The sequence below is a fragment of the Paenibacillus sp. UMB4589-SE434 genome (assembly GCF_030226685.1).
Taxonomy (GTDB): Bacteria; Bacillota; Bacilli; order Paenibacillales; family Paenibacillaceae; genus Paenibacillus_B.
Genome location: NZ_JASOYK010000005.1, coordinates 291,851 through 304,912 on the forward strand (window position 1 = coordinate 291,851; position 13,062 = coordinate 304,912).

The 13,062-nt window shown below is 46.4% G+C and carries 9 protein-coding genes and 1 pseudogene; 5 read left to right on the forward strand and 5 right to left on the reverse strand.

Annotation, left to right across the window (positions count from 1 at the left end; genetic code table 11):
- Positions 1-147: 147 nt before the first annotated feature.
- Together QP775_RS18685 and QP775_RS18690 are read right to left on the reverse strand one after the other, a co-directional pair.
- Positions 148-978: a carbohydrate ABC transporter permease gene (locus tag QP775_RS18685; RefSeq protein WP_239329844.1), complete on the reverse strand. Its 831-nt coding sequence runs from the start codon at positions 976-978 to the stop codon at positions 148-150.
- Positions 979-986: 8 nt separating this feature from the next.
- On the reverse strand, positions 987-1,868 hold the full coding sequence (locus QP775_RS18690) for a carbohydrate ABC transporter permease (protein ID WP_239329483.1): 882 nt from the start codon (positions 1,866-1,868) through the stop codon (positions 987-989).
- A gap of 182 nt (positions 1,869-2,050) precedes the next feature.
- Here QP775_RS18690 and QP775_RS18695 point away from each other — a divergent pair, with 182 nt between their 5' ends.
- Both QP775_RS18695 and QP775_RS18700 read left to right on the forward strand, forming a co-directional pair.
- Complete coding sequence (locus tag QP775_RS18695) at positions 2,051-3,967, forward strand: sensor histidine kinase (protein WP_239329484.1); 1,917 nt, start codon at positions 2,051-2,053, stop codon at positions 3,965-3,967.
- On the forward strand, positions 3,945-5,612 hold the full coding sequence (locus QP775_RS18700) for a response regulator transcription factor (RefSeq protein WP_285108306.1): 1,668 nt from the start codon (positions 3,945-3,947) through the stop codon (positions 5,610-5,612). The genes QP775_RS18695 and QP775_RS18700 overlap by 23 nt, the downstream gene beginning before the upstream one ends.
- Positions 5,613-5,746: 134 nt before the next feature.
- Here the strand turns inward: QP775_RS18700 and QP775_RS18705 are convergent, their stop codons facing one another.
- Entirely contained in the window at positions 5,747-6,160 is a 414-nt protein-coding gene (locus QP775_RS18705; RefSeq protein ID WP_343224463.1) for an ankyrin repeat domain-containing protein, read from the reverse strand.
- 329 nt (positions 6,161-6,489) lie between these two features.
- On the opposite strand from QP775_RS18705, the gene QP775_RS18710 reads away from it, so the two are divergent.
- Entirely contained in the window at positions 6,490-7,257 is a 768-nt protein-coding gene (locus QP775_RS18710; protein WP_285108308.1) for a tryptophan-rich sensory protein, read from the forward strand.
- Between the two features lie 115 nt (positions 7,258-7,372).
- Here QP775_RS18710 and QP775_RS18715 read toward each other — a convergent pair whose 3' ends face one another.
- On the reverse strand, positions 7,373-9,802 hold the full coding sequence (locus QP775_RS18715) for an HAD-IC family P-type ATPase (protein WP_285108311.1): 2,430 nt from the start codon (positions 9,800-9,802) through the stop codon (positions 7,373-7,375).
- 306 nt (positions 9,803-10,108) lie between these two features.
- The gene (locus tag QP775_RS18720; RefSeq protein ID WP_285108313.1) at positions 10,109-11,398 is read right to left on the reverse strand and encodes an MFS transporter; all 1,290 of its coding nucleotides are present in this window, start codon (positions 11,396-11,398) and stop codon (positions 10,109-10,111) included.
- Positions 11,399-12,288: 890 nt separating this feature from the next.
- Here QP775_RS18720 and QP775_RS18725 point away from each other — a divergent pair.
- Together QP775_RS18725 and QP775_RS18730 are read left to right on the forward strand one after the other, a co-directional pair.
- Complete coding sequence (locus QP775_RS18725; RefSeq protein ID WP_285108315.1) at positions 12,289-12,585, forward strand: DUF6385 domain-containing protein; 297 nt, start codon at positions 12,289-12,291, stop codon at positions 12,583-12,585.
- 67 nt (positions 12,586-12,652) lie between these two features.
- A pseudogene (locus tag QP775_RS18730) lies at positions 12,653-13,062 on the forward strand (DUF6385 domain-containing protein); the annotation flags it as partial.

The following is a 13,062-nucleotide window of genomic DNA, read 5'->3' on the forward strand; positions in this document are numbered from 1 at the left end:
CACTTGTTCTGATTCCATTATAATTGCCTCTTGCAAACGGTTGCACCGATGAAATTGACCACTCAGGTGTAAATCATTGACCAAGATACTTTTCACTTTTCCTTGAATACTGGATTCTATATCGACACCCACGCCGCATCTTCTCGTTTACCCTTTGACGGATCCCGCTGTAATCCCTTCAATAATGTACTTTTGCATCGCTAAGAAGAAGATCACAATTGGCAGAATGCCAAGCGTCAATGCTGGCAGAGCTAAATCCCACTGCTTGGTATATTGCCCGAAGAACGAGTAAGTCGCCAGTGGAATGGTCCGCAGTTCTGCGCTCTGCAGCATCAGGGATGGAAGCAAGTAATCGTTCCATATCCAGAGACTGTTCAGGATTACAACGGTGACAAACATTGGTTTCAACAGTGGAAATACAATTTTCCAAAACACCCCATAAGGTGTACAACCGTCTACGACTGCGGCCTCTTCAATTTCCAACGGCACCGACTTCGTGAAGCCGTGAAACAAGAAGATGGACAATGGTGCACCAAAGCCAAGGTAACACATAATAAGTCCCGTGCGGCTATCGGCCAAGTCCAACCAGCCCGCCACCTTCACAAGCGGAATCATAACCGATTGAAATGGGATGACCATCGCTGCAACAAACATCATAAACAAGATCTGATTCGTACGACTATTATGACGTACCATGCGATAAGCTGCCATCGCACTAATTATGGCAATTAACAGAATACTGATCACTGTCACGAGCAGCGAATTCATAAATGCCTCCGGGAACCGAGTTATCTCCCAAGCCCGCTGGTAGTTACTCCATTCGAATGTCGATGGCCAGCTGGCTGCATTAGAAAGCAAATCTCCAAATGACTTTACCGAGTTAGCGAGCAAAAAATAAAACGGAACCAAGAAGATAAGTCCTGCTGCAATCATCAATAGTTCAAGCGCAAAGGTCTTGACGGAATAATCCCGCTTCATCTTCGACATTACACTTCAACCTCCTTGCTCTTCGTGATGCGAACCTGAATGAGCGTAATTAGCGCCACAACAACAAAGAATAAGAGCGCTTTAGCTGTTCCTAAGCCGTAACGGTTATTTTGAAACGCTTCCAAATAGATGTTAAGCGCTACTGATTCCGTAGATTTAAATGGTCCGCCTTTCGTAAGCGACAAGTTCAGATCAAACATCTTAAACGACCAAGAGATCGCAAGGAACAAACATACGGTTACTGCTGGCATGATCAGCGGAATAATGACAGTCCGCAATATTTGAAGCTTAGAGGCACCGTCGATCTCGGCAGCTTCCAGCACATCCTTTGGCACATTGGTCATACCAGCGATGTAGATGACCATCAAGTAACCTGCCGTCTGCCATACAAATACGATAATGATACCCCAAAAAGCCGTCATCTCATCCCCTAGCCAAGGTAGATTAAAGAACGACCACCCCGTTGTTTCCCCGATTGCCGAGAAGCCTTTGACGAAGATAAACTGCCAGATAAAGCCAAGCAGCAAGCCGCCAATGACGTTTGGCATAAAAAATACAGTCCGCAGCGCATTACGCAGCTTTAACGGCTTTGTCAGCACATACGCAAACACAAATCCAAACAGATTCGTTAATACGACCCCAACGACTGTAAATTTAACGGTAAACCAAAATGCAGCAAAATAATCCGATCCATTGGTAAAAATCGCTTTAAAGTTATCAAGACCAACCCATGCTACCGTTCCGGCAACACCGTTCCAGTCCGTAAAGGAGTAGTACATGCCCAGCAAAAACGGAATTCCGACGATAAGAATAAAAAAGAATGTCGCCGGTCCGACGAAAAAGAGTTGTTGTCCAAGCTGTGACCAAGCTTTGCGCGACATCCGCCTCGCCCCTTTTCATGAGAGTATAGTCCAATCGTATAGTTCAGTATCAGAGCTGGCTGCAAGAATGACGTTTAACCTTTCTGACATCATATGATATCCTCATTATGAATCGGGAGCACAAGAGGCAACACCGAATGAGATGAACGGATTGGTGTAAAATATTGACCGGGGGATTAAACATGCGTTGGAATAGTATCCGAACCAAGCTTATCTGCTTCCTGCTTATTGCTACCATCGTGCCGACAATCGCTACGATGGTGATCACATATGTATACAATTCGCACTCGTTACGAGAACGTGCATTGGAAGAAAATCAACGGCTTATTTATCAAGGTAGGCAGAACCTGCTGAATATGCTGGACAACTTGAACAGAAGCTCATTGTCTGTGTACACGGACTTTGAATTTTTCCGTATGCTTGAGCGAGGATACAATGATACACAGATGGAAGCACAGACCTACACGATGCTGCAAAATATCGAGTCTTCGATGCGGGACATATGGCAGGTGTATTTATATCGCAGTGAAGTAAAGCGTTCCACACTAGTTGTGCAGAGTGTACCGCGTCGTCTGTATGATGTGGAGCCTTACGTCACCTCTCTTGGTTATACAGAACAAGGCATCCGTATGCAGCCTACACATATGAGCCATACTTACGGGTTCTCGACATCGCCGTACTTTTTTCCGAGCATCCAGGTCTTCACTATTCATCGGCCTATATATAAGACTCCTTCTACCAAGCAGCTTGGCATGTTATCCATTGATGTGAAGCTTGATGCCATCTCAGCAATCAGCGATCAGCTCTATGTGAAGGACAAAGAACAACTATATATTCTTGACGAAGACGGTTTCGTGGTCTATTCGGACAACCGAGAGCGGCTTGGCCAGCAGGTTCAGGAGCCTTGGATGACACCGGAGCTGCTAAAGCCGGGTAAAAGCGGTCATTTTGAATATGATCAAGCCCTGTACGTGCATGAAAGCATCGACTCACCTATTGCACAATGGACGGTCATCAAGCGGATACCAAATACATACCTGCTCCTGGAAGCCAAGCGGGCTGTTTCGTTTAATATGCTGCTATTAGCGATATCACTGCTCATCATTGTAGCGGCTACTTTATGGGTTACGATTCGTATTACGGAACCGATCCGCCGCTTGATGCGTTATATGAATCAGATCCAGGCCGGAAATCTGAATGTGGACATTCATGTAGGAAGTCAAGACGAGATCGGCGTCATGTCAAAGCGCTTCCGCAGCATGATGGATACGATTAACAATCTTATTTTGCAGGAATATAAGCTGGAACTTGCGAATAAGACGAATCAGCTAAAAGCATTACAAGCACAAATTAATCCGCACTTCATGAATAACGCGCTGCAGTCAATCGGTACATTAGCGCTTCAGCATAATGCGCCGCATATCTATTCGTTGATCGCAGCGTTGGCCAAGATGATGCGCTACAGCATGTTTAATGAGGAAAGCACAGCAACGCTTAGAGCTGAAGTCGAGCATGTACAAGCCTACTTGAAGCTGCAAGGGCAGCGCTTTGAGCATACATTTGACGTTCAAATGGATATTGATCCGACGACACTTCATCTGATTGTGCCCAAGATGACGCTGCAGCCTATCGTTGAGAATTACTTCAAGCATGGCCTTGATCGTACGGTACAAGGAGGCATGCTCCGAATTACGAGCCGATGGTCAGACGAACATACATTAGAACTAATCGTTGAGGACAACGGATTCGGGATCCCAACAGATAAGCTCGAACAATTAAACCGCAGACTTCAAGAGAGCTCAGCCGAGTCTGGCAGCAGAAATCATAGAACTGCTGATTCCATGCAAATGAAAACATTCGAGTTAGAGCCTAGTTTGTCTGCTTTACAGGATGAGAGTAAGACGTTAAACATGGACGGCGTTGGGACTGCGGAAGAAGCCTTGTCAAGAATCGGCTTAATGAATGTCTTGACACGATTGCACATCTTTAGCAGTCAGCATGCAAGTATGCAGCTTGAAGCAGTTGATCCACATGGAGCTAAAGTGAAGATACAGATGAAGGTGGGACAAGAGCTGGATGAAGGCACTAATCGTGGATGATGAAGCACACGTAAGGGCTGCGATACGCCTGCTTGTTGATTGGAAGCAGTACGGTATCAGCCATATAGATGAAGCCTCCGATGGAGAACAGGCCATTGCCTGTATCAAAGAGGCAAAGCCACAGATCATTATAACGGATATGATGATGCCAAATGTAAGCGGCATGAAGCTTATGGAGTGGGTTAGCGCCAATAGTCCCGACAGCAAGCTTATCGCAATCAGCGGACACGGTGATTTCAACCTGGTTCGACATACACTAAAACATGGCGGGATCGATTACATTTTAAAGCCAATCGAGCAGGACGCAGTCAATGAAGCCATAGCCAAGGCGGTTACAGCTTGGATAAAGGATGAGGAAGAGCGCTCAACAAGATACTCGCAGCAGATCCAGATGAATGAGTTCAAGCCAGTCATCACGGAGAAACTGTGGTCAAGTCTGATTGACGACCCAATCGCACAGTCCGCTGTTGTTAGACGCCTGCAGCAGACGTTTGGTTTGGCTGCCGATATTACACAGCTCCGTATGGCACTCGTCTTTGTGGAGTCCACAGATGAGAAATTTAAGCAGAAGTTCGGCAATAACAGCGATCTGCTCTACTTCTCACTTGTAAATATTATGGAGGAGTACGTGAACCGCGGTACGAAACGCGGGGCCGTTTTCCGCCATTGGAACGCACCTGGGGAAATCGTCATTGTGATGTGGCACCAGTCAGATGCGCTTGAAGCGGTGCTGCAGGATATTAATGAAGCGCTGCACATTACGATGCACCGTCGCCTGCACTTTGGCTTGAGCAGCATACATGCGTTCCCAGAGGGTATGCCGCAATGTTATGCGGACACTAAGCGGGCGCTTAATCTGCGCAACCTGCTTCTGCCAGGACGCTATTTACACAATGCGCCCACCGTGGATGTTAAAGCAGAAGAACAACTGTCAGTTTCAGGTGCTGATGCCGCTTCACCAGAGTATACGAAGAGCATTCGTATGGCGGCATACGAAGAAAGCTGGAAACTAGCCGTATTGAGCGGCAGTGCCGAAGAAATCTCGGCAGCCATCAAGCCGTTCATAGCGTCGATCAAGACAGCCAGTTCCATCTCCCCGCGGCAGATTCGCGACTGCTATCGCGAATGGGAGACGATGCGCGCTAATATCGCGCATGAAGCCGTGGGCGACGCTGCAGAGCTGTTGCTGCGGGATAATCCCGCGTTGACTGACCGCGACGCCGCAATCACTGCTGCGCCATTCTCACTTGAAGCGTGGCAGCAGTTGTGGCAGCGGGAACTGACGGTGTTGGCCGATGCCTGCTTTGCACAGCAAGGGCAAGAGCAGCATATCATCTTCGACATCGCCAAATATGTCGAGCAGCACTATCATGAAGAGTTGTCGCTGCAAGATATGGCGACGCGCTTCTATGTCAGCCGCGAGTACATCTCGCGCAAGTTCAAGCAGCAGTTCGGCATCAACTTATCCGACTATCTGACCAGTATACGTACAGAAAAGGCCAAGCTGCTCCTGCTTAATCCTCACCTACGCATCTCGCAGGTGGCCGCCATGGTTGGTATCCAGGATGAAAAATACTTTAGCAAAGTATTTAAAAAACAAGTAGGCGTTTCTCCAAATGAATACCGTAAGAGTAAACAAGTCTAGGCGGAGTCTGCCTAAGCGTTAACTCTTAACTGTTAGTCCGTATGCCAGCCAGACTATATACTCCTGCCACTCTTCCCTGCTGATTGACGTTTGTTGTGGACCTCGTGACAGCAGGGGAAGAGTCCTTATAATGCTTATTGTCCACTATCTGCACCATGTTCTAGTAATAAACGGATCAATTCGATATTGTGACCGTGATTTTCCGCCACCTGAAGGCAGGTATGACCATTGCTGTCCATAAGAACTGTCTTTGCACCATGATGGAGAAGAAGCCGAATAACGTCCAAGTCCCTTTCACCTGCGATAGCGGCATGTAGTGCCGTGTTAGACGGAATATAACTGACTTTAGAATGGGAGAGAGCGTTTACATTTGCGCCTGCTTCAAGCAGCAGCTTCACGACAGCTGCATGTCCAAAGTGCGCAGCATAACCAAGTGGTGTCAATCCCTCTTTATTCTCAGTATTGGCCAAAGAAGGATGCCGTTGAAGTATTACTTGCGCTTGCTCAGCATCACCGGTTTGTGCAGCTTGAAATAAAGATTCGATCATTAAATAACAGCCTCCTAATTATGGGTTGAAGTGTCATCCTAACAATGAATTATCGTTAGTCACTATCCCCCGATACACATCTTCTAACAAGCCGCTAGAATGTTCGGTCATATCCAAATGACTCCCTGTATAAAATAATTAGCTTGCAGCCAGATACATATTGTTTAACCCTAGCTTACTACTTATTTACTGTTGATGAAACATACTTCATGGCATGGCATAAATGAGGGAGAAGCATCGTATGGTGGAATAAAGCGATATCGGAGGCGAGATATTGCTACCTTATTAACCAAATAGTATGCGGCTCTCATAATAGAGGAGGTTGCAAGATGCAGTCAGCATCAGCATGGAAATGGATGAACCTTTTAACCATCGTTGCCGTCATTGCCATCAACGCGCTAGCCAACCTGATCCCATTTAACGGGAAGACGACCGGAGAGATATCAGCTATGTTCCCTGTGCTTATTACTCCAGCTCCCTTCACGTTCAGCATATGGGGATTGATATACGTGATGTTAATCGGGTTTGCAATCTATCAAATATTGCCCGGATCTTCCTCAACGGCCAGCCAGATCGGGCCCTTATCTGTATTAAGCAATCTTTTTAACATCGCTTGGCTGCTCTTGTGGCATTATGCTTACCATCAGGTGTGGCTGTCTTTGATTGCAATGGCAGGACTATTCGTTAGCCTGATCTTTATTTATGCAAATGTACGTAGAAACGAATTATCGACAAAAGGAGGACGCTGGTTCGTAAGACTCCCATTTAGCATTTACTTGGCATGGATCTGTGTGGCTATGATCGTCAATACAGCGGTAGTCCTTTATGATAGAGAATGGAACGGCATGGGGCTCAGCCAAGAAGTATGGACCGTTATTGGGTTAGCAGTAGGTGCTTTACTCGCTTGGCTTGTAGGTGGTCCCAATCGGGATTCGACCTTTGTACTGGTATTCGTCTGGGCATACGTCGGCATAGCGGTCGCCAACCATAGCAATGTTGGCATTTTCTACACCGCCCTTGGCCTTGGTACCCTATTAGCGTTATTTGCCATCACACTCCCATTCCGATCTAAACGCGGCGCAGCATATACGTTATAGCACAAATACAAGCAGCTCCGCTGCTCATGCCTACGATAGACTGACATCAACAGCGCGCTGCTTGCTTTAATTATTAATGGATAACCGAAACATGAACTGCGGATTAGTCGGCATCTCAGAAACTCATTCTGCGAATCAGCCTGTCTGCAAGCCACAATATCGGCCAGGACATAACCGCCATCGAGCCTGCCAGTAAAATATATTCCCATTCGATATCATACAGTAGAAACCAGTCTCTACCCGCTGGAACCACAAAGGCAGCAACAAATAACAACAGCATTCCTAGCACAATTAATAATCGCTGGCCGTTTAACGGCGATGCGACTCTTGCCAGCACAACCAAACTCGATCCACCCAGTACAATCGTGGACAAGGTGCGGCATTGTTTTAGCGGCAACCCCGCATAGTGAGCGATAATAAAGATAAGCAGTGTCAAGACGCCCAGCACGACTCCATTTGGAATGGATGCCTGCAATACCCTTTTAAGAAAGCCTTTGTTTACTCGCTCCTTGTTGGGACCAAGCGCCAAGAAGAAGGCGGGTATCCCAATAGCAACGGAACCAAGCAGCGTCAATTGAATCGGGACAATAGGGAATGGAAGCAGCAGCAGACAAAAAACGATCGACAATATCGTGGAGTAAGTTGTCTTTGACAGAAATAGCTCAGAAACGCGTTCCAAGTTGTTAATCAATCTTCTGCCCTCCGCTACAATCTTGGGCAGCGCACTGAAATTTGACTGCAGCAGCACGAGCTGAGCAACAGCCTTGGTGGCATCTGCTCCATTGGCCATCGCAATGCCGCAGTCCGCCTCCTTCAGTGCCAGCACATCATTCACACCGTCGCCTGTCATGGCCACGGTATGTCCATTGGATTGCAGCGCCATTACCATCTCTTTCTTCTGATGCGGCGTTACGCGCCCAAATACCGTGTAATCCTTAAGTATCTTGGCAAGCTCATCACGTGCCTCAGGTAATGTTCTTGCATCGATGTATTTGTCTGCCCTTGCCACACCTGCACGCGCAGCAACCGCTGAGACAGTCACGGGGTTGTCCCCTGAAATAATTTTGATCTCGACGCCTTCGCGATTAAAATAGTCCAGCGCTTCAGGCGCATCCTCTCTAATGATATCCTCAATAAACAACAGTGCTTCTTGATTCACATCTGTCGTCTGCCAATCCTCCAGGCTTACATCGCCCAAACGTCCAAGCAGTAACACTCTACGCCCCTGGGAAGCAGCGGCTTCCACTTGATCCTGAATAGAAGCGTAACGGTCTCCCAGCAGGACCTCTGGTGCGCCTAGTAACCAGCCTCCGACTTTCTCAAATGAGACCGCCATCCATTTTTTATCGGAAGAGAAGGGAATCCGCCTCTCGATCACAAACTCTGATGGTTGCGGGTATTGCGCCATAATGGCTTCCTGGGTCGGATTAATACTGGGAAAAGCATGTGCAATTCCCGACAATACTTTATCCAGCATCTGTGTCCCGCTGCTGCTCAATGGCACAATGTCCGTCAGTTTCAGGTCTCCTACCGTAATCGTCCCTGTCTTATCCAGACATAACATATCAACTCTTGCAAGCACCTCAGTAGCGGGAAGCTCCTGCACGAGCGCCTTCCATTTGGCGAGACGGATAATCGCTACCACAAACGTAGCACTTGTAAGGAGCACCATACCTTCCGGTACCATCCCAATAATGCCGCTGACAGCGCCAAGTATCGCCTCCTGCCAGCTCTTTCCTGTAAACCACAATTGAGTAATGACCAGCATCAATCCTACAGGAACCACGATGCGAATAATGACTTTAAATATCCGGTTAACAGCCGTCTGCAGTTCCGAGTTGATCAGCTTGAATTTCTTCGCTTCCTCGGCCAACTTGGCTGCATAAGTGGCTCCACCAACGCTGCTTACTTTGGCATACCCACTGCCAGCCGTTACGTAGCTTCCTGATAAGATGTTTGCGCCACCACTTTTATTTACCGTATCTGCTTCACCAGTCAGCATCGATTCGTCAACTTCCAAATCACTGCCCGGAAGCACTTCGGCATCAGCCGCAATCTTGGAACCTGGCGTCAGCACAATGATGTCATCCAACACGATTTCCTCAAGATCTATATGAACAGGAGCCCCGTCTCTTAAGACCGTAACATACGCTGCATTCAGCACAGACAACTTCTCAAGGATCCGTTTAGCACGAACCTCTTGGATGACACCAATTAAGGTGTTGGTAATAATAACACCGGCAAACAACGCATTCCTTGGTGAGCCTGCGATAATTACCGCAAGCGCCAGCACCGCATTTAAAAGATTAAAGCTGGTAAACAGATTTGCACGTAATATTTGTCCAAATGTCCGCGATGGGGCTTTTGGCAGCTTATTGACTTGCCCCTGCTCCATTCTGAAGCGTACTTCGTCCGCCGTTAATCCGATCATAACGGTCTCTCGCCTGTCAGCATCTTTGTTTTCATTTGTGAAAATTGCAGGTGCGTGGATCTGTCGGTCTTTTTGTATCCCTACTGCACGATGCTGCTGCTTCTCTTCTTTCATGAATAAGTACCTCATGTCTTTCGATAATCAATATCCCGCCTTTGCCTTAACAACAAACACGACTAGATACATCCGTCATTTACATACGTTTAACTACATTAAAAGTAACACAACTGCAAAAATGGTACTAATATCATCATGCACTCCCCATTTTCTTTTCATGCGAATAAACGAAAGCTCCTTTAGCAAAAAACAAAAAAAGACTACCTTCCCCATGAATTGCCCCTTACAACAGCAGGTTGTTATTGTTACACCTGACTACTGTATGAAGTGCAGCTCACCTATCAAGGCAGTCTGATTATTTGGTTATTTTGCATGCAGAGTCGTATTTTGTCCCAGCGAGTTTACATGCTTCCCCTCAGTCAATAACACCTTTCGTCCCCAAGTTCCACCTAGAATGAATAGACATACTCCGAGCAGGCCTGTAACACCCCAAGTCTGGACCCACGAAGGAGCTGGTGTCAACCATTCGAATACTAACCCCCCCGTTATAGGGCCAAGAAAGGCCGCAAAGCCAGTGATGGCAGAATACATGGCGATAAACATTGGTCTTTCACTTTTCGGGGTATCCCCAATAATAAAATTAAACGCCATCTGATTAAAACCACCCGTCCCAATTCCTACCAAAGCATGGGCAACAAACAGACCAACAAGCGTAGGCATAACAGCAATTAACGACCAGGACAGACACGACAGCGCAATGACCGGTAACGTGCATAACAGCAAAAACTTGTTATTATACTTAGCGTTCAGGTTTCCCCAGACATACAAACTCGCCATAGACATTAAGGTTTGAACGACGGTGATGATTGACACCATATTGTATGGTAGGTGAAGCAACTCCAGCATCATATAAGAGTAAAATGGAAGAATCATATTCTGCACAAACAGCCATGCGGCCAGAAACATGACCGCTCTAATAAATTGTTTATCACGCAAAGGCTTACGGATCATCGGCCCTAACTGGGTCTCATTCGATTTGCTTAGCGGCAAATTGGGATAGATCATAAACATAACGATATCCCATACGTTAAACACAAAGATGACGATAAATAAAATGTGAAACCCTGTGCCTCCTGGATAAGCATTTAGGATCTGCCCACCTATAAATAAGGCCAGACTGCCAACTGCACTTACAATTGTATTACGAATCCCAAAGTATCGGCCCCTGACAGGTGCAGGAACGATATCCCCCATCATATTGGTCCAAATAATACCGGCACCGGCGTTAGCTAGAAAAGCAACCGTGTACATCACGATATAACTTATCACCCATACGTCCTTATCAAATAAAAACGGAATTAGCCCTGTTGCTCCCCAGAGCAAACGATGCACAGCTACAAGACCAACCATCGTCCACTTTGGATAAGTTAACTTCTGCAATAAGAATGCAATCCCTAACTGCGCAATGTTTACGAATGTCGTAATCGCCAAGACAAATCCAATCTGACTCGAAGTAGCTCCTAAGTACAGCAAATATCCGGTTAGAAAAGGACCTCCTAGCAGCGTTAAGGAAATAACCGCCGGAATCCCTTCAATCGTGGAAATCCACAAAGCTTTACGACTTTCAGAGAACTTGCGACGCTGTCTGAACATGGAGGTAAGAATGACCATGCACTCCCTTTATTAATAGACTTAGGTATGCTAACCATGGTGCTAGCCTTTTGATTAAGGCCATTCTAACCCTATGTCTATCGCAAATCCATCGCCTTATCGATATGATTATCTCTTGATCAAGCTCAATCTAATATCAGTTGCAGGCTCAAGTTAAAGCTTGTCGCATCGTACACTCTGAACATAGTATTGGAATTCCTCTAACTATTAATTAAGGCATCTCATTTTCTCCTTGCTTGACCATCTATCTTTGATTTTACAATGGGCACCCGCCGTGATTCCTGCCGCTCTTCATGAATAGGATATCCATTAGCAGATTGATGCAAGAAAGGTGGGGCTGACGTCGAAGTGGCAGGTAACCTCAATCAGCTTCATTTATTCGGCAGCTCAGTGCCCTCCATCTATCTGTAGTTCTCCGTTCGCAACTAGAAGCGCTAATTGATTACAGCAAGGAAGCAGCATAACAGCTCCCATGCTTATACCTATTACCAAGCGCAACACGACTTTTAATGATCTTAGCTGTCCCAGCATTTGTCCATGCCTTCTTCATGTCCATATCTACAACAACAAATATGATGATTTATGGCTGACAACGGAATTGGTGTGCCTATCTATCTCATACAAGAGCTTAACCAACGATTACTTGTATCACCCAACAATACGTCCGATTCATGATGAAGTGCCAAGCACTGAGGGGTCCCATATGTTAAGGAAAAGGTGATTATATGATTATGCTTTACGGTATTCACCTTGGAGAGCATGCCGTAAAAAGCCGCAATGTCCACTAAAGCGACGGCCTAAAGCAAAAAACAGAAGAAAAAAACTACACACATGCAAGCCATCACAATCTCAGCATCGTTGCCATCGCTGTAATGTGGACGTCGTCTCAGGAACTCGTACGCTATTCCATAAGGAAGAAATTTCTTAATGTCTTATTTATCAGCGCACACTTACTGCTAATTCAAGACACCTCCGTTGCTTCTGTCATATCCTATGCGGTCAAAAACAAAGGGGCCTCCACCCTATCTGCCGTGCTGGAAATAAGTCCGAATGGAATTGACTTTACAGAAGATGCTGTGGCCACGGTAGATGCTGGTGCGCTAAAGGTGATTGTGCTTAATCGTTTTTTTGCGATGGACACGAATTTGATTGACCGCTGCTCATACTGAGCGGGCAGCGGTAGATGTGTATTATCAAGATCAGACATTAGGTATATCGAGGGAGGGTCATTAACAAGTGCCTAACTATAATGTGTTTCAAACCGATCCCAACAATTTAAAAACTCTAATATTCGGATCGGATTCGTTAGGTAATCCAACTTCACTAACTACTGATTCCAGCGGTCATTTATTAACTGTACCTATCGATGGAACTATCTCAAACGTCCTGGGTGCTACCATTACGGCTGGTACATTAACTTCAGCCGGGACGATTACCAACATCCTGAACGGCACCATTTCAAGCGTGCTCGGCGCTACTATCACCGCCGGTAACCTGACTTCGGCCGGGACCATCACGAACATCCTTGACGGTACCATTTCCAGTGTACTCGGCGCTACTATCACCGCTGGTAACCTGACTTCGGCCGGGACCATCACGAACATCCTTGACGGTACCATTTCCAGTGTACTCGGCGCTACTATCAC